The sequence below is a fragment of the Pedobacter psychrophilus genome, from assembly GCF_001652725.1.
Lineage (GTDB): Bacteria > Bacteroidota > Bacteroidia > Sphingobacteriales > Sphingobacteriaceae > Pseudopedobacter > Pseudopedobacter psychrophilus.
The window spans coordinates 286,143-305,216 of record NZ_LWHJ01000030.1; the positions used below are offsets into that span (position 1 = coordinate 286,143).

The window sequence follows — 19,074 nt, forward strand, 5'->3', positions numbered from 1 at the left end:
TTATTTTACCCTTTGTGTAATATCCCAATAACCAACTTTTACTCCCTTTTTATATTGGTAAAACCCAGCTAATAAAGAAAAGTTCATCATTAAAAAATAATGAGCAAATTTAATTATTTTATGAAGTGGTTTTATGGATTTGCTGAGCTGGTAAGTCAGCGGGGTGCAATAAAAGAAAACTTGTAAGATTAGGGTTACTTTGTAAAAAAAGGATTGATCTATTAAAAAAATATTGGAAATTAATAATAAAAATAAGAGTACGGGCGTAAACCATCTGATACCTTTATGAGACCAAAAGCAAAATCCAACGGGTTTAGCAATATTTGAAAATAGGTCTATGAAATAGCCTAAATTTTGAAAGTTACCTGTAGAGATTCTCTTTCTACGGTTCATCTCGGCCAATAAAGAACCATTTAATTCTTCAAAGCAAATGGATGTTTTATCTAATATGCAATTAAATTTTTTCTGTAAAACGGTAGCCGCAATAAAGAAATCATCAACTAAAAAGTTTTTAGGAATCGGGTTAAATAATTCTTTTCTGAAAGAGAAACAAGCTCCAAATGGAGCAATAGTACAACCCCAAATTAATCCTTCATTATATTTGGTCTCGTTTTCCCAAGTAACATATTTTTGCTCTTGATTGCTATGATTATTATTGATTTTAGGAGGGTTAATCACATAGCTTCCTACCAATCCAATGTTATCGAGTTGATAATTTTTAACATTATTTTTAATGGTATCATCATCAAAAATAATATTTGCATCAGTTAATATGATGATATCAAATTTAGCATGACTAATTAATTGATTTATCGCAAAAGATTTCCCCCTTCTTCGATTATTATGCAATAGACTAATAAAAGGAAATTCAACAGATAAATTATTGACAATTGAATCGGTTTCGTCATCAGAGCCATCAGAATAAACAATAATCTCAATTTTTGTTAAAGGATAGCTCCCATTACATATAGATTTTATTTTTTGCTCTATTAATAAAGCTTCATTATGTGCTGGAATAATAATGCTTACCCAAGGTTCAAACGTTGTTAGTTGATTTTTAGATTTTATATCCTTTGCTAACCATTTTAATAAAATTGGATATAATAAGTAGCTATAACAGATTAAAAAACCTGCCATCCAAAAAAAAGTCTCAACCATTCACAACCTTTTTCTTTCTGAAAATCTTCTTAAAAAGATTTTTATATAAATCAACATCAAACAAGGCAGAATCTATGGTAGCTTTATAAGTTAGAAATAAGCCTAGTGGCGTCAACACAATAATGGCTAACCACATTCCCAAAACTGGCGACATATTACCTTCTTTAACTGATTTTTCTCCAACGGTACTTATGATATGGTAAATTAAAAAGAAAACAACTGAAACTACAACAGGTAAACCTAAGCCACCTTTTCTGATAATAGCTCCCAATGGTGCGCCAATAAAAAACAACACTAAACAAGAAACAGCAAGCGTAAACTTTTTATTGTATTCTATCAGATACCTTCTAATTGTAGAAACAAAATCTTTAGATTGTTCTGTTGTAGTGTTTAAACTATTTTTAAGGGTACTAATATTCTCTTTTGCATTATTAATGACTAATCCCCTGGTAGTAGAATCAATTCCGGTAAAAATACCACCTTTATTAAAATCAAGGCTATCCATAACTTTACCTTTCCTATAATTTTGGGTCGCAAAATAAATCTTATAATAAGGATTTATAGTTTTAAAGACGGTCTTATTAATGCTATCATTAAGATGATTGACAGAATCTTTAGAAGCTACCAATTGCCTTAAATTTAACATCTGATAATTGTTTTTAAATAGGTTTTCGTCTTCTCTTTTAAATTGAAAACTAGATAGATCAAACTTTTGCTCTGTCTCTTTAAATCTTAAGCGAGTGAGTTCTTGCCTTGGATTGTAGCCGCTTTTACCCTGCTTTTCTTCATACCTTACACCATCCCGAAGTTTTAAAATTAAAAATCTACCATCTTCAGTTTTATAAATCTCTCCCTCTTTTGCCATTAATACATTGGTATTGCCAGATCCATTGCTTTGATCGTAAATAACAACATCTTTCCAAAGTTCACCATCATTTTCTTTTTTCTCTACCCTTATAGAATAACCTGGGATACTATTGTTAAAAATACCCTCTTCAATTAAAAATGAAGCTTTTTGTTCTCTTACATCATATAAAAGAGAACCCATTTTTAAATTGGCTACAGGAAGCATATAGTCCGAAAATAAGAAAGCACTAATTCCTAGTCCTGTGATTAAAATAAATAGGGGAATCATGGCCCTTTGGAGAGAAATACCTGCAGATTTAATGGCAACCAATTCATAGTTTTCACCTAAATTACCAAATGTCATGATGGAAGAAAGAAGAATAGATAAAGGAAGGGCCATGGCAACATTAGTGGCCGCAGCATACATCAACAGCTGTAAAATTACATACCATTCAAATCCTTTTCCTATTAAATCATCAATATATTTAAATAGAAAAAGCATCAAAAGCAAGAACATCACTACAAAAAAAGTGACAATAAAAGGTCTGATAAATGCTTTTAAAACTAAAAGATGTATTTTCTTCACGCTACAAAATTAGAAAATTTTATGCGCCAATTACGTTTAGTAGGCTTTCTATTTGAACGTTCCAAATCATTTGGCGGTCTTTCAAGTTTTCCGATAAAGCAAAATCTGTGATCACCAATGCAACATCATTAGTTAACTCATCTTTGACAATTTCCAATTCGAAATAAGTATATGGTTCATCATCAACCCAATGAAACTTAACCGCTTTATTTTCTTTAAAAGAAAGCATTTTGGCTTTTTGTTCTTCTCCGTCGTCCCATATGAAAGTGAAAATTTGGTCTTTCACTTTCACATCATCAGCAAACCATTCTGACAAACCATTAGGCTGACTGATATAATTATAAAGAATTTTAGATGATGATCTGATTTCGTATTCTAATGTAAATTTTACTTTTTCGCTCATTTCGTTTTTATAAGAACCGGTTGTAAAATAGGTAAAATAATTTTTTTTACATTCTTTTTCTTAAGGAATTTATTTAGCCTATATTTGCAGTCCTAAAAAAGACCACTTGGCGGGGTAGCTCAGATGGTTAGAGCGCAGGATTCATAACCGCCAGCTGGCGGACGGCAGATTAAAAACTGCTTTGAAAATATAAGATAACACCCTCGGCGGGTTAGCTGAGATGGTTATGCGCAGGATTCATATCCGCCAGTTGGCGGACGGCAGATTAAAAACTGCTTTAAAATATAAGATAACACCCTCGGCGGGGTAGCTCAGATGGTTAGAGCGCAGGATTCATAACCCTGAGGTCGGCAGTTCGATCCTGCTCCCCGCTACAAAGCCACCGGAAGGTGGCTTTTTGTTTTTCTAAAATGTTCAAAGTATATGCTCTTTATTCTGAGAAGTATAATAAAATCTATATTGGTTTTACATCAAATTTAGAACAGCGATTAACTTCACATAACGAACTTGCCACTAAAGGATATACTATAAAATATAGACCTTGGAAACTGATTCATCAGGAAGGATTTGAAACTAAGTCAGAGGCTATGCAAAGAGAGAAACAGCTGAAATCAGCAAAGGGAAGAGAATTTATTTGGGCGATGATCATTAATGGGTAGAGCGTAAGATTCATATCCGCAGCTGGCGAACGGCAGTTCTCCGCCAGCTGGCGGATGCTCCCCGCTACAAAAGCCACCTTCAGGTGGCTTTTTTGTTTATTTTACATATGTCTAAAGTATATGTTCTTTATTCCGAGAAGCATAAGAAGATATATATTGGCTTCACCTCGAATCTAGAACAGCGAATGATCTCACATAATGAGCTCGCTACAAAAGGTTACACCATAAAGTTCAGGCCTTGGAAACTCATTCACCAAGAAGAATTTTTAACTAGGGGAGAGGCAATGTTAAGGGAGAAACAGCTGAAATCGGCAAAGGGAAGAGAATTTATTTGGGAGATCATCAATAATGGTTAGAGCGTAGCATTCATATCCGCCAGTTGGCGGACGGCAGTTCGATCCTGCTCCCCGCTACTAAGCCACCGGAAGGTGGCTTTTTGCTTTTAAAGATTTTACCAACACAGCAGACCTAGCCCAGCTTCATTTTTCAAAAAAAACTATATTTGATTTTTAAGATCACAATGAAATTAGCTTAATTTACATGATCCTCCCAAAGCGTACTACCATTTATGATATTGCAAAGAAATTAAATTTGAATGCATCTTCAGTTTCTAGAGCTTTGGCAAATAATAGTAATGTAAGTGAAGCCACTCGAGACCTTATTTTAAAGACAGCAAAAGAATTAAATTATAAACCTAACCGAATAGCTTCAAACTTAAGAAAAGGGCAAAATCAAACTATTGGGATTGTTGTGCCACGCATAAATCAGAATTATTTTTCTAATGTAATTGCTGGTATAGAAGAAATAACTTATCAAAAAAGATATAACATAATTATATGTCAGTCTAACGAATCGTACCAAAAAGAAGTGGAATGTATCAATACACTTGTTAACCAACAGGTGAGTTGTATTGTAATTTCTACCAGTGCAGATTTTGCTAAAGATGACCATCTTCAAGCCGTATTAGATCAAGGAATTCATCTTGTACAATTTGATAGAGTTGCTCCAAACTTAGATACCCATAAAGTTTTGAATGACACTCAAGAAGCATCTATGGAAGCTGTTTCGCATCTAATCAATCAAGGATATCATCGCATTGCATTACTAGAAGGACCTCAAAATCTTAGTATTTTTAGAGAACGAAAAGCCGGATACTTAGAAGCTTTGAGAAAATATAATTTACCAATAAATGAAGATTTAATGATAGAAAATGCGTGGACTAAAGAACTTGGAGAAAAGGCTACAGAAATGCTTTTAGATTTGCCCAATCCTCCAGATGCCATATTTGCATCCACATCAGATTTTGCTGCACTTGGGGTATTAACGGTTGCACAAAAAAGAAATATAAAAGTGCCCCAGCAGCTAGGTATATGTGGTTATGCTAATGAGTCTTTCACTGAAATTACCAATCCACCATTGACCACAATAGACCAGTTTAGCAATAAAATGGGTAAGGCAATAGCAAATTTATATTTTGAGGAAATAAAGAACAAACAAATTAGTACATCACGTAAAATAGTTAATATTAAGCCAGAATTGATTATTAGAGCCTCTTCTCAAAAGAATAAGATTTAATTTTATTAGGGCGCTTTATCCGCCAACTGGCGGATTCCACTATATCTTTTTTTTGCTAAAAAGCACAAAAAAAAGGATGCCGCTCCAATCGTTAGCGCAAATACCGTTTAATTAAAACCTAAAATTTAGCACTTAAATAGTAATCCTATATCCAATTCACAAATTATTTTGCAATACAAAGATGATTTCCTATTTTTGCAATCCGATTTACATCAAGAATTTTATCAGTATAAATAAATTAAGAATACAAATTGGACCTGTGGCTCAACTGGATAGAGCACTTGACTACGGATCAGGAGGTTAGGGGTTCGAATCCCTTCAGGTTCACAATATTTAAGGTAAAGCCTTTTTGCCAACAAGCAAAAAGGCTTTTTAAATTTTAAACCATATACATGCTAAACATTGTACTATTTGGGCCTCCGGGCGCTGGTAAGGGCACACAATCTCAAAATTTAATCTCAAAATTTAATCTTATACATTTATCTACGGGAGATATTTTGAGAGGAGAAATCAGTAATAATACGCCATTAGGTTTAGAAGCAAAAAAATTAATGGACCAAGGTTTATTAGTGCCAGACGAGGTGGTTATTGGTATGATTTCTAATAAGTTAGATGCAAACCCAAATGCAAAAGGTTTTATTTTTGATGGTTTTCCTCGTACTGTTGCACAAGCAGAAGCATTAGATTCGCTTTTAATCACAAAGAATGATGGGATTTCTGGAATGATAGCTTTAGAGGTCAATGAAGAAGAATTAGAAAGAAGATTATTATCAAGAGGAAAAGAATCTGGTAGGCCAGATGATCAAAATCCAGAAATAATAAAGCAAAGGGTGCAAGAATATACCAATAAAACTGCGCCAGTAGCAAATTACTATAAAGATCAAAACAAATTTTATGCTGTAAGAGGAATAGGATCTGTAGAAGAAATTTTTGAAAGTATAGTTAAAGTTGCTAATCAGCTTTAATCTTATATTTTATTTAAGGATAGGATGTTTCATTTTTTGGCATCCTATTTTATTTTAAAAAATATCATAAATAATTATGTCTCAAGGAACCAATTTTGTTGATTATGTGAAGATTTCCTGCAAATCAGGAAAGGGCGGGCCGGGTTCTGCATACCTGCATCGAGATAAAAAAACCAGCATGGGTGGCCCAGCTGGTGGAGATGGCGCTAGAGGTGGACATGTAATTGTGCGTGGTAATGCCCAATTATGGACATTATTGCATCTAAAATTTAAAAAACATGTTTTTGCTGGAGATGGTGGTGCAGGTGGAGCTACCATGAAAAGTGGTAAAATGGGACGTGATGAGATTTTAGAAGTCCCCCTTGGTACAGTTGCTAAAGATTCTGAAACTGGAGAAATTTTGTTCGAGATAACCAAAGATGGTGAAGAGCAAATTATTATGGAAGGCGGAAAAGGAGGTTTAGGAAATTCTCATTTTAAATCTTCTACACACCAAACTCCACGTTATGCGCAACCTGGTTTACCTGGAGACGAAGCCTGGAAAATATTAGAATTAAAAGTTTTGGCGGATGTGGGTTTAGTAGGTTTTCCTAATGCCGGTAAATCTACCTTACTATCTGTTATTACGGCGGCAAAACCAGAAATTGGAGATTATCCTTTTACAACTATTGTCCCTAATTTAGGTATTGTTTCTTACCGTGGTCATCAATCATTTATAATGGCAGATATTCCTGGAATTATTGAAGGTGCATCTGAAGGTAAAGGATTAGGATTTAGGTTTTTAAGACATATTGAAAGAAACGCTGTTTTACTTTTTATGGTTCCTGCGGATACTTCACGAACTATTAAAGAGGAATATGAAATTCTATTATCAGAATTGACCGCTTACAATCCTGAGTTATTACAGAAGCCAAAAATAATTGCCATTACCAAAATGGATTTATTAGATGATGAGCTTCAGAAAGAAATGAAAAAGCAATTGCCCAAAAACATTCCTTCTATATTTATTTCATCTATTGCCAATAAAGGGTTAATGGATTTAAAGGATATGCTTTGGAAAGCGATTAATGATTAACGTTTTATTAGGATAACCTAGAAAACCACTAGTTTAATTAGATTTTAAAAGACTTACGAAGTTTTTAAAACTTCGTAAGTCTAACAAATACATGTGCTTACCTACACTTATTACCTTATTTTCCTTCTAAATATCCTTTATATTATCATCTGGGATACGATCAATTAATTTTACGTAAGGATCTATGCCGCCTTTTACTGGTTCTCCTTTTACAGTGATTGTAACGGTATGTTCACCCGGAGTAAATTTGTATTTTTTAAGATATAATGGATTGGTTATTTCTCGTCCGGTTTTATCTTTAGTATTCGCAGCAAAAACGCCTATGTCAATATAATCATTCATGGTTGGTTCGGCCTTTTCATTTCCTTTGCTATCGGCGTACATTTTACGTGTAGAAATTTTTAGAGTAACCTTGTTTTCTCCCTTAATTTTAGTTGGTTCTACTTTTATATCTATTACTTTATTCTCGTACAGTGTAATTTTTTTCCAGGTATCTACTAAGTAGTATTTTAAAGAATCTGGTACATGTTTATCAATGGTGTTGTATAAATCATGACTGGTAGCAAAAGGCGGGTCTTCCTTAAATGCCCATCGCTGATTAAACTCTTTTAAAGCAGTATTCAGTTTAGTTTCGCCTATTAAATCGCGAAGGCCGTATAATATTAATGCGCCTTTTTGATACCACTCATAAGGACGATTACAATCAATGAACAAATTTTCCTTTTTTGCTTCGTTAGCCCTGCCTTGTAAATATCCATCTAACTCTTGTTTTAAAAAGCGTTTCATGTTATCTCTTCCGTATTTTCTTTCGCATAAAATTAAAGCTGTATATTCTGCTAAAGATTCCGAAATTAAATTTGCTCCAAGAGTGCGACTAGGAACCACTTGATGCCCCCACCATTGGTGAGCCAATTCATGTGCAGTTACAAAATAGCCATAGTCAAAATCTGAGGGTTTAAAATCCGCAGTATAACCAAATGCTTCAGAATAAGAAATTGTATTTGGAAAAGATTGGGCAAATTGGCGGTATTTAGGAAATTCTAATAACCTCAATTGACTAAATTGGTAATTGCTATAAGATTTTGAGTAATAATCTAAACCATCTTTAAAAGCACTCATAAAACGATTTAAAATTTTATCATGTCCTTTATGGTAGTATAGTTCTAAATTTACGTTTTGGCCATTTGGTAATTTTTGATTACTTTTTAATTCTAAATATTCAGCAGAAACTACATCAAAAAATAAATCTACTTTTGGTGAATTTTGTAAATAGCGGCTATAAACTCTTCCATTTTTTTCCCAGCTATTAATCTTTTTACCCGGTGCTATAGCAGTTTGTCCTTTAATGGTGCTTACCGTAATATCCATAGAAACTAAATCTGCATCTTTGTTAAATAATAAATTACTTAGACCTTGTTTATCATTGTAAGGGGGTAATTGATCATCTTTTTTAGGTAAACCAAACTTTTTACGTTTTTCATCACTTTCAAGTTCTCCTTGTGAATCATACCCAAATGTTGGCAATCCACCAGAGAAAAAAGTTCCGTTTTTTAGAATATTTGTTCCTGATTGGTCGTTAGTAAACCCCGGATTTGTATTTACAGAATAAACTTCTAAAACTGCCGAATCCTTAGGCATTAAAGGTTTTGCTAAATGGTAAATTCTATAATTAATAGTGTCTTTTTTAGAACGGAATAGGTTAAATTTTCCTCTTTTAGAAATTAAAGGATAACTGATGTTTTTAATAGAAACACCATTATATTTTATGCTAAAAGAATCTAAAGAACTACCATTTAAATGAATATCTTTTATAGGTTGGGTGCTTTTATTTTCGATTTTAAGTTTAGCATTAGTATGTGTTGTTCGGGTATTAGGAAAAACATCAATAGTAACTTTTATAGATGTAACTTTTGGCTGGATAATGTTTTCGTATTTTTTTAGCTTCTTTTCATATTCTGCTTGGCGATACCTTCCCTCATCTACAGTTAAGTAATTGTTTAAAATACTCACATTATAATAGGTATAAATACCAGTTGCTATAAATCCTAAAAAAAACAAAGCCATGGCATAAGGCACAAAACCTTTAAACCTTTGTTTAGCCATTTGATATCTTTCCTTGCGGCCCGATAGAGCCCCACGATTAAAAAATAAGGCCGCTAAGGTGAGTAAAAATGAACCGAATAAAATCCAGTATAAATTGAACCAGAATATTCCCTTTATCGAACTATTTATACCATCCATATCAGACCATTGGTAGGCTGGGAAATAAGAATAGAAAAACAAATTGTAATTCATTTCACCAAAAGTACGGAGCATAAACATCGCTATCCAAATGAGCAAACCTACAGCATGGCCAGCAAATTTATTATTTACAAAAATGTGTACAGTAAAAGATAAAAACACAATTTGCATATATTGAGGAAAGCTAATGAGGTACAATTCTTTAAAATAAACAGGGAAATTAAAATCAAAATATCCTTTTATAACTTGTACTATAATTCCAATTATTAAAGGAAAAGTAGCTAATAACAATGCTAAGCCAGTTAAACCCAAAAGTTTTGACCCATATAAAACCCAATCTGGAGTAGGTAGCGCATCATTAATTAAACCAAAGCCACTTGCCTTTTCTCTATGAACAGATTCTCCAGTATAAAAAATAATGATGATGAAAATGAACAATACATAATCAAAGTTTTTGTATTGCATTAAGTTTACTGTAAGCGGTAATGAAGCCACGCTATAAGTAGTAATTCCTATCCAAAAATCAATGCCTAAAAATATAATAGCACCTAATAAAATAGCTTTAAAATAATTATCTCTGACAATGTTTAGGAACTCAATTTTAGATAGGTTGAGCATTATTTTCCTATAATAGCCAGCGGTGAAATTGATACTAACCACCGGCATTTTATTGCCGAAAAATTGTTTCTTAACTTCTGAAATATTAGTTTTTGATTTTGTTTTACTTCCAGAGAAAAAACGCTCTAAACTAAAACTGAAATAAGTAATTAATAGAATTAGTAATCCTAAACCACTCCATAACAACCTGTTTACTAAAAACAGGCCTTTAATTGGTACTAATAAAGTGTTCTTTTCTACCGGCGTATAAAAACGAGTTTCTAGATTAAAGGTGTTAACTGCGAAAGCATCAAGTACTTTTACAAGTTCTTTATTATCGATATCTCTTGTCAAAAAATTAGATAATAAATATGCAATAAACAGGAGGATACTTCCAGTATAAATCACTTTTACATTTTTGAAAAATGCTACTAATCCAAAGAATATAGATGATGCTAAAAAAAGGTTAGGTAATGTTAAAGTTAAATAGGGATAAATATAATTAGCAAGATGATTAGGCCCTATCCTTTCTGCAGGTACCCAGCCAAAAATTGGCCCAATTAAAGCGCCCAAATAAAAACCAATTGACAAAGACATCCCAATAATGGCTACAAAAATAAAAGATCCAAAATAGCGTCCCCAAAAATATCCTGCCTTAGAAATAGGGTAGGTTAAGTAATAATTTTTGGTATTATGTTCAATATCCCTATAGAGTGGAACGCCCATAATTGCCGAGCAAACCAACATCATTACCATACTAAAGAATACATTACCTTCGGCAATTACATAAGCAGAATTATGAAATACTTTTTCTGTTGCAGGTGTTGAGCCAGTTGCGGAAGATAAAAAGGCAATTAATAAAAAGACTAAAAAATAAATATAGGTCGCAGGTCTTTTGATCCTATATTTTAGTTCGAAAATGAATATTTGCCAAAACATAAAAATAGGTTTAAAGTGTAACTACGTCAGTTTTTTGAGAAATAGTATGGAAATATACATCCTCTAATATGGCAGGTGAGCTTATAAAGCCATTCCCAGGATCTGTATCGCTAACAATTCTTACATTTAAAGCTCCACTTTTTAATTGAGTTGATATTAGATTGTATTTTTCTTTATATAGTAATACCTCTTCTTTATCTATAGACTTATTGTAAACCTTACCGTCTACTAATCCAATTGCTTCGTCAGGATTGCCTTTATATAAAAGCTCTCCCAAACAAATAATTGCAAAGTCTGAACACAGTGTTCGCACATCTTCTACAATATGGGTAGAAAGAATGACAATGGTGTTTTCGCCAATTTGGCTTAGTAAATTATAGAATCTATTTCTTTCTGCTGGATCTAAACCTGCAGTTGGTTCATCAACAATTATCAATTTTGGGCTGCCAATTAGTGCTTGAGCGATGCCAAAACGTTGTTTCATCCCGCCAGAATAAGTGCCTAAATTTTTATGTTTATGGCTTTGAAGATTTACTTTTTCTAATAAATAAGCAATCACTTCTTTTCTTTCTTTAGGATTTGATATGCCTTTTAGCTGGGCAATATGATCCAACATCTGTTCGGCTTTTATTTTAGGATAAACGCCAAAATCTTGAGGGAGATAACCTAAATTGCGTCTAACATATTCTTTATCCTTTAACACATCTATATCATCTAACATTACAGATCCAGAATCGGCTTCTTGTAAAGTTGCTAATGTGCGCATTAGAGATGATTTTCCTGCTCCGTTTGGCCCTAATAAACCAAACATACCTTTGTTAATTTCTAAAGAAATATTTTGGAGAGCCTTTACCCCGTTGGGATAAGTTTTAGAAAGAGAGTTGATAGTCAGTTTCATAAAGAAAAAATTTTTTGAAAATATAGAAATAAAATTTCTTCAATTCAAAAAAAATTACAATAATTTTTTGTTTATCAGCTTGTTAGCTATAGAATTAGCTTAAGAAGAAGTTAAATATTGATAAATTAACTTTGCCGATTTTTCAGATGCGCCCGCTTCCCCCATTTTTTTCAATAAAATATTATAATTTTCTAGCATTTCATTTCGCTTAGGCTGAGTTAAAATATCATCTAATTCATTAGAAATCATGGTGAGGTTACAATCTTCTTGGATAAGTTCGGTTACGGTTTTTTTATCCATAATCAAATTCACCAAAGATATAAACCTAATTTTCACCAACATTCTGGCAATGCCGATTGAAATTTTGCTGCCTTTGTATAAAACTACTTGAGGGACTTTAAATAATGCAGTTTCTAAAGTTGCTGTTCCTGATGTGACCAAAGCTGCCTCGGCAATGTTCAATAAATCGTAGGTGGCGTTAAATACAATTGTAATTTCTAATCCATTTAAATATTGCTGATAAAAATCTTTATTGAATGATGGTGCCCCAGCAATTACAAATTGATAATTAGGAAACGAATTGATGACACCCAACATATCTGGTAAAATATAATTGAGCTCCTGCTTTCTGCTTCCTGGCAGTAAAGCGATAATTGGTTTTTCGTTAAGATTGTTTTCTATTCTAAAATTGAGGTTAGGCGTAAAAGCAGCTTTTGCATCTAAAAGAGGATTGCCTACATAATCTACTTCCATTCCCCATTTATGGTAAAAATCGACCTCAAAAGGTAGAATGCAGAACATTTTATCTACATCTCGTTTAATTTTTAAAACTCTTTTTTGGTTCCATGCCCAAACTTTTGGCGAGATATAATAGTAAACTTTGATGCCTTGTTCTTTGGCAAATTTGGCAATCTTTAAATTGAAACCAGGGAAATCTATCAACACTAAAACGTCAGGGCGATTTTGCAAAATATCTTCTTTACATTTTTTGATGTTTTTGAGAATGGTTGGCAAATTCATGGCGACTTCTAAAAAGCCCATAAAAGCCATATCAGAATAATGCTTTACCAATTTGCCACCTTGAGCTTGCATCAAATCTCCTCCGTAAAACCTAAAATCGGCTTTTTCATCTACCTCTTTTAAAGTTTTTATAAGGTTGGAGCCATGTAAATCTCCAGATGCTTCGCCAGCGATAAGGTAGTATTTCATTATTGGGAGATGTGAGAATTGAAATATGAGAATTGAGAATCTAGATTGGAGAATCGAGATAAAAGAGTTAAGATGAAAGAACTTAATCTAATGTAGATGCTTTGATTATTGGGTGCGTTAACGATAGGAACGGCATCCTTTTTTTGCTCTATACATAACGCAGGTAGCAAAAAAAGATATAGTGGATAGCGTGTTAAAACGCCCAAATTCTTATACATTATATTCTTTATTAAAGTCATCTCAAAAATCACTCAACATTTACTACTTATTAAACTTATAATAAAAGAAGATAAATGCACACACAAAAGTTGCGGAAATGATGCCTTTTGCTGTTTGCTCCATATCTTTTTTATAGGCATATTTTAATAAAATCATATTGATTGCAACACAACCAATATATAATAAATCGTCTTTTTGGAAGATGATTAGGTTCTTTTTGATAATTTCTACAATAAAAAAAGCGACAGCAGGGAAAAACAACCCTGCTCCTAAACCTAGCCAAACACTATCTTTTTTAAATATTGAAATTCCACGCATTTAATGAAGAGATTGCGTGGTGTGCCGTCATATCAAATTGAACCGGAACCACAGATACATAATGATTATTTAATGCCCAAACGTCAGAATCTTCCCCTTTATCATTGTTTTGGAAAACTCCAGTTAACCAATAATAATTACGTTTATATGGGTCTTGACGTTCCTCAAAATCTTCGGCCCATTTCGCATTAGCTTGTCGGCAAATTTTGATGCCTTTTAATGGTTTATCATTTTTAGGAAAATTAACATTTAGCAAAACGCCTTGTTGCAATCCATTAGCTAAAACTTGAGTACAAATTTCTTTGATGTATTTTTTACAGCCTACAAAATCGGCTTCCCAAGTATAATCATCGTATGAAAATCCAACTGATGGAATACTTTCTATGGCACCTTCTACCGCTGCCGACATGGTTCCAGAATAGATAACATTAATGGAATTATTTAAACCATGATTAATTCCTGAAACGCATAAATCGGGCTTTTGACCCTTAAAAATTTTATTAACGGCTAGCTTTACACAATCAACAGGAGTGCCGCTGCATTTATACATTTCTACGCCTTCGTAAAGTTTAATTTTATCTAAACGCAATGGTTTGCCAATAGTTATTGCATGGCCCATACCACTTTGTGGACTATCTGGTGCAACAACGGTTACTTCGCCAAGCTCTTTTACAACTTCTATTAATGCTTTTATACCTGGTGCGGTTACGCCATCATCGTTTACAACCAGTATTCTATATTTTTTATCTGCCATTTTAGAATAATTTATCATATTTGAGTATGCCCATGAGAAACCCAATTACATCTACAAAGATAAAAAAGCTAAGGGTTAAATTTAGGCGCATTGCCGAAAAGCAAAAAAACAAACAAATCACCATTATTTTTCTAAGCATTTTGGTGGGTTTGATAGTTGGTTTAGCTGCTATAGCTATCAAGCAGATCACTTATGGCATTGAAAATTATGCTACCAAATTTTTTCCTGGTTTCTTATTGATTTTGACTCCATTAGTAGGTTTACTATTGGTAAACATCTTAAATATAAATGTTTTTAAGAAAGTAGCTGACTATAAAGGAATGCGTAATGTGATTGATTCGATAGAAAACCATCAATCTTTTATAAAGCTTAGGCTGATTTATACCAAGTTTATTACCGCTGGTATTACGATAGGTTTTGGAGGTAGCTCTGGAATGGAGTCGGCAATTATTACTTCTGGAGCTTCAATTGGCTCTAATATGGGTAAATCATTCGGTTTAAATTATCAATTAAGAACACTTTTAATAGGTTGCGGAACAGCTGGTGGAATATCAGCAATGTATAATGCACCAATTGGTGGATTTCTTTTCGCTTTGGAGGTTATTCTTCCAGAATTTACTCCTGCATTGTTAATTCCACTATTACTTTCTTCTGCAACCGGAAAGATTTTGTTTGAGCTAATAATGGGTGAAAACTTAAGGTTTGATGAACATATAGATAGTTTTTCTTACCACAGTTTGCCTTATGTGATATTGGTTGGTTTGGCTGGAGCCTTAACCGCCATGTACATGAAAAAAACTTATAGCTTATGTTTTAAGTACTTATCAAGGTTAAATAATCCTTATGTAATTGCCTTGGTTGGTGGTTCTGTCTTAGGGTTATTAATATATTTTTTTCCTGCTCTTTACGGTGAAGGTTATGTTTCTATTAATGATTTACTGCATAATAACGAAGCAGGCATATGGAAAAATTCTATTTTGGCAAATCCGGGTTTTCAGCCTTTTCATGGTACGTTTATTTTAATTGTACTTTTCTTTTTACGACCAGTAACTACAGGTTTAAGTTTAGGCTCTGGAGGAGAAGGCGGTTATTTTGCACCTAGTTTAGTGGCTGGAGGTTTAACAGGATACCTAGTTTTTAAACTGATATTTTCAATCTACGGAAGTAGGTTAGGATTAGAGCCAAATACATTGATATTTTTAGGGATGGCAGCAACTTTTGCCTGTGTAATGCGAGCACCCGTAACAGCCATATTTTTAATAGCCGATACCACTCAAAGTTATGGGTTGATAGTGCCTTTAATGATTACTACTACAATTGCTTACACTTTCAAAAATTATATTGATTCTTATAATCCTTTGCAAAAAGGTGATCATGGCACTTTACAAATGGAAAAATTTATCCTTAATCAAATAAATTTAAGGGATATTATTGAACCTATTTTTGGAAAAATAAAAGCAGACGATAAACTAAGAAAACTGATTGCTCATTTTTCTGGTCATGAAAATAGCGTTACGCCAGTTTATGACGATAAGGAAAAAGTGATAGGTATTATTGAACTTAAAAAAGTGAGGGCTTTGATGAAGAACTTCGAAAGTTATGATTCTGTAAATGCTTCGGAATTAATGGATACAAATTTTGATGTGATAAATTATACTTCACTAAGAAAAACTTTATTAGATAATCCTTCCATAATAAAGGAGCATCACATTTTGATAAGTAAAGAGGATATGATTATTGGACATGTTTCAAGTTATAAAATGCTGTCCATATATAATCAATATCTAAATAATCCTGATAGGTTGTTTGCGAAATAGAAATCCTTATAAAAAGAGAAAAGGAAACGATGGGCGTTTCCTTTTCTACTAAACCTAAACCTAAACGTATGAAATTTATCTTCTTTTGAGTGAAGATGTTTATTAGTATACAAAGTGGATGCCAAAAATTATTTCAGCTATTAAATTTTACTATAGTTCTCATAAATGCATTAAAAATACCTGAATGATGGTATTTGTATTTCGTATTAAATTTAGTTATTTAGTAAAATGCGCTTTTGTTTGTACGCTTTACTATTAGTTCCTTTTATTTGTAATGCACAATCTTCATCATTGCAATATGATATTTTCTTTAAAACCTCAAAAATAGGGGACATGCAAATCAATGCCTTTAAAGATGGGAATAAGTCTACTATAACTATGAAATCTTATGTAGAAGTAAGTTTTATTATTAGCCAAACCTTTAAAATTTTAGAAAAAGCTTTATTTGAAAACGATAAACTAATGTATTCTGAAGCCAGGCGTATAAAAAGTGGGACAATTACTCTTGATAATCAGACAAAAGCTATAGATAATTATTACCATTTGAAAAATAAGGAAGGCAGTAAAATTTTAAAAACAAATGCCATAAGCTATAATTTTTTAATGCTTTATCTAAAAGAACCAAAAAACATCACTTCAGTGTATTCTGATAATTTTCAAAAGTTTTTAAGCATTACAAAGCTTAAAGACCATCATTTTAAAGTGGTTCTTCCCAATAATGACTATAATGAATACTTTTATATTAATGGATTATGTAGTATGGTTAAAATACACACTGGTTTTTTTAATGTAGAAATGAGGCAACAAAATATCTTCATCAAAGACTAAATTCTATTTTAAAATTTTACGTATCGAAGTTACATTCTCAATTTATATATATTTGAGGACATGCTTTTACTTACTTTTTTAGTCGCTGTTGTCGTAAATTTTCTTGGTTATATTCCTTTAGGCAATATTAACCTAACTTCTATGCAGATTAGCATCAATAAGGGATTAAAACAGGCCATTGTATTTGCAACTTCATTCTCAATTGTAGAGGCTATTTTTACATTTATATTAATGCATTTTGCCGAATGGTTTGCTGGCAAAAAACAATTAATGGTATGGTTGGGATGGATTTTAATTGCTGTATTTATTACTATGGGTGTCATTAGTTTAATTCAAGCATATAAAAAACCTAAACCAAAAGAAGAATCAAGAAAAAGGGATAGCATTAGAACCGGAATAATTTTAGGGATTTTTAATCCGATGATTATTCCATTTTGGACAATCGGCGGTACTTTTTTGATTGCCAATAATTGGATAACCACTAGAGGATTAGGGTTAGAAATTTTTGCAATTGGTGCAGGTCTTGGCTCTTTTCTTTGTTTATATCTCTTCGCAAGGTTTGCGCAATACATTCAAAATAAGTTTTCTTTCAATCATAAAATTATAAACAAAAGTATTGCTACTGTTTTTTTTGGATTAGCGATATTTCAGATTTGCAGGGAATTGTTTTTTACGAGTTAGATTTAAAAGTAAATATTAATAATTCAAAATTGATTGATTAATATTTCATTACCATTAAGGCATTAAGAAAAGCTGTAATCATCTAAATGTACCTTAACTTCTTAATGTTAAATTTAAAAAATCTGCAAAAATCAGCGTAATCTGCGGGCTTAAATTTTTATCACTTAGGTAATTAATCTGGTAATAAAAATTCACTTTGAGTCTTCTTTTTTCAAAAACTCCAAGTTCCAAATTTTTTCAGCCTTTCGGCCGATGAGCCAAAACGAAAGGGCCAAAACGCTAAAGAACATCGCTTTATGCCAACTTTCCCAAAAATATTCGAAAAACCTACTATACAGATTGATGATTAGAAAAGTTGCTCCAAATTCCCTGGCCATTTCATCCTTAAATTTAAACCCTAAAAAGAAAGTTAAACCACAAATAAATAAAGATAATCCGGCCCAAAAGAACAAATTTAATTGACTCACACTATACCATTGATCTATCGAGGCATAATTTCCGAAAATTGAGAGTAACCACAAAGCCGAAAAAGTATAAACTAAACCTATAAAATAAGTGGATTGGAAAAGAAAATTCAATTTATTTATCCTTTTAAAAACAAAAGAACATGCGGTGAGTAGAAATCCAAAAACCACAAATCTTAAAGGATAATTCATCCCTAAAAAATAAAAATTACTTTTTCCTAAATAGCTAGTTTGCGTTCCAAACCAAGCTCCTAAAGAAAGTAATGCAAAAGCCCAAATCAGTTTAGATTTAAAATAATAACCCAAAAATCCATAAATGGGGACAGCCATTAAAAATATCAGCGCATAATTTTCAATATCTTTATTCACTGTTTTGCCAAAATAAGCTAAGCCATTAGCAATAAACATCACTCCACTAAATAATAAAGCCTCATTACTAAAAACCTGCTTAGATTTCGTTTTTCTTCTTTTATTACCGATAAATAAAAAATAAGCAGCTGCACCAAAAGACAATAAACTGATCACTATATTAGGAGTATAGTACAATTTTTCTAGAAGGAGCGTCATTTTTTTATCCAAAAGCAAAGAGCCTAATGCAAAAACACCGCAAGCCAAAGCCACATAAATAGAATATTGAGCTAGTTTTTGCCAATCAAAAGACTTTACTGAATAACTGTTTTTTAGCTCGGCGGCTTTATCAGCTGATATAAGTTGATCTTGTTGCCAAGTATCAATCATTTCATCTAAAAATTCAGCTTTTTCCTGGTTGATATTCATCAGAAGCAAATTAAATAAATTTTATGGATTTCAATTTTACTTAGTGTAAAGATGATGAATCATAA

General features: G+C 32.5%; 17 protein-coding genes and 2 tRNA genes. 10 read left to right on the forward strand and 9 right to left on the reverse strand.

From position 1 onward, the window contains the following. From A5893_RS15015 to A5893_RS15025, 3 genes are read right to left on the reverse strand one after another with little or no spacing between them, the layout of a single operon-like run. Complete coding sequence (locus A5893_RS15015; protein WP_068823395.1) at positions 1-1,158, reverse strand: glycosyltransferase; 1,158 nt, start codon at positions 1,156-1,158, stop codon at positions 1-3. Beyond that, positions 1,151-2,590, reverse strand: coding sequence for an LptF/LptG family permease (locus tag A5893_RS15020; RefSeq protein ID WP_068823396.1), 1,440 nt, complete (start codon positions 2,588-2,590; stop codon positions 1,151-1,153). Before A5893_RS15020 ends, A5893_RS15015 begins: the two co-directional genes overlap by 8 nt. Before the next feature lie 19 nt (positions 2,591-2,609). After that, positions 2,610-2,993, reverse strand: a complete 384-nt coding sequence (locus A5893_RS15025) for an START-like domain-containing protein (protein WP_068823397.1) — start codon at positions 2,991-2,993, stop codon at positions 2,610-2,612. 300 nt (positions 2,994-3,293) lie between these two features. Here A5893_RS15025 and A5893_RS15030 point away from each other — a divergent pair. The 7 genes from A5893_RS15030 to obgE all read left to right on the forward strand — a co-directional run bounded on the left by A5893_RS15030 (position 3,294) and on the right by obgE (position 7,267). Further along, positions 3,294-3,367, forward strand: a tRNA-Met gene (locus A5893_RS15030). Between the two features lie 36 nt (positions 3,368-3,403). After that, the gene (locus tag A5893_RS15035) at positions 3,404-3,652 is read left to right on the forward strand and encodes a GIY-YIG nuclease family protein (protein ID WP_068823398.1); all 249 of its coding nucleotides are present in this window, start codon (positions 3,404-3,406) and stop codon (positions 3,650-3,652) included. Positions 3,653-3,759: 107 nt separating this feature from the next. After that, positions 3,760-4,008: a GIY-YIG nuclease family protein gene (locus tag A5893_RS15040; RefSeq protein ID WP_068823399.1), complete on the forward strand. Its 249-nt coding sequence runs from the start codon at positions 3,760-3,762 to the stop codon at positions 4,006-4,008. A 184-nt stretch (positions 4,009-4,192) separates the two neighbouring features. Continuing rightward, complete coding sequence (locus tag A5893_RS15045; RefSeq protein ID WP_068823400.1) at positions 4,193-5,227, forward strand: LacI family DNA-binding transcriptional regulator; 1,035 nt, start codon at positions 4,193-4,195, stop codon at positions 5,225-5,227. Positions 5,228-5,480: 253 nt separating this feature from the next. Further along, positions 5,481-5,554, forward strand: a tRNA-Arg gene (locus tag A5893_RS15050). Between the two features lie 65 nt (positions 5,555-5,619). Beyond that, entirely contained in the window at positions 5,620-6,192 is a 573-nt protein-coding gene (locus A5893_RS15055; protein WP_068823401.1) for an adenylate kinase, read from the forward strand. Positions 6,193-6,268: 76 nt separating this feature from the next. After that, positions 6,269-7,267: a GTPase ObgE gene (gene obgE / locus A5893_RS15060; RefSeq protein WP_068823402.1), complete on the forward strand. Its 999-nt coding sequence runs from the start codon at positions 6,269-6,271 to the stop codon at positions 7,265-7,267. 126 nt (positions 7,268-7,393) lie between these two features. Here the strand turns inward: obgE and A5893_RS15065 are convergent, their stop codons facing one another. The 5 genes from A5893_RS15065 to surE all read right to left on the reverse strand — a co-directional run bounded on the left by A5893_RS15065 (position 7,394) and on the right by surE (position 14,442). Then, a complete protein-coding gene (locus tag A5893_RS15065; RefSeq protein ID WP_068823403.1) occupies positions 7,394-11,044 on the reverse strand; it encodes an ABC transporter permease/M1 family aminopeptidase in 3,651 nt (1,216 codons plus the stop codon). A 10-nt stretch (positions 11,045-11,054) separates the two neighbouring features. Beyond that, the gene (locus A5893_RS15070) at positions 11,055-11,942 is read right to left on the reverse strand and encodes an ABC transporter ATP-binding protein (RefSeq protein ID WP_068823404.1); all 888 of its coding nucleotides are present in this window, start codon (positions 11,940-11,942) and stop codon (positions 11,055-11,057) included. Positions 11,943-12,041: 99 nt separating this feature from the next. After that, entirely contained in the window at positions 12,042-13,151 is a 1,110-nt protein-coding gene (gene lpxB, locus A5893_RS15075) for a lipid-A-disaccharide synthase (protein WP_068823405.1), read from the reverse strand. Positions 13,152-13,412: 261 nt separating this feature from the next. Next, positions 13,413-13,688 carry a stationary phase survival protein SurE gene (locus tag A5893_RS15080; RefSeq protein WP_232456873.1) on the reverse strand — a complete coding sequence of 92 codons (276 nt, stop codon included), beginning with the start codon at positions 13,686-13,688 and terminating at the stop codon, positions 13,413-13,415. Beyond that, positions 13,666-14,442, reverse strand: coding sequence for a 5'/3'-nucleotidase SurE (surE, locus tag A5893_RS15085; protein WP_068823453.1), 777 nt, complete (start codon positions 14,440-14,442; stop codon positions 13,666-13,668). Before surE ends, A5893_RS15080 begins: the two co-directional genes overlap by 23 nt. A gap of 32 nt (positions 14,443-14,474) precedes the next feature. On the opposite strand from surE, the gene A5893_RS15090 reads away from it, so the two are divergent. From A5893_RS15090 to A5893_RS15100, 3 genes are all read left to right on the forward strand, one after another. Next, positions 14,475-16,259, forward strand: coding sequence for a chloride channel protein (locus tag A5893_RS15090; protein WP_157687574.1), 1,785 nt, complete (start codon positions 14,475-14,477; stop codon positions 16,257-16,259). A 228-nt stretch (positions 16,260-16,487) separates the two neighbouring features. Then, on the forward strand, positions 16,488-17,087 hold the full coding sequence (locus A5893_RS15095; RefSeq protein ID WP_068823407.1) for a DUF6134 family protein: 600 nt from the start codon (positions 16,488-16,490) through the stop codon (positions 17,085-17,087). A gap of 60 nt (positions 17,088-17,147) precedes the next feature. After that, positions 17,148-17,768, forward strand: a complete 621-nt coding sequence (locus A5893_RS15100; protein ID WP_068823408.1) for a LysE family translocator — start codon at positions 17,148-17,150, stop codon at positions 17,766-17,768. Between the two features lie 191 nt (positions 17,769-17,959). Here the strand turns inward: A5893_RS15100 and A5893_RS15105 are convergent, their stop codons facing one another. After that, positions 17,960-19,009 (reverse strand): DUF2157 domain-containing protein, encoded by a 1,050-nt coding sequence (locus tag A5893_RS15105; RefSeq protein ID WP_068823409.1) that lies wholly within the window; start codon positions 19,007-19,009, stop codon positions 17,960-17,962. Positions 19,010-19,074: the final 65 nt, after the last annotated feature.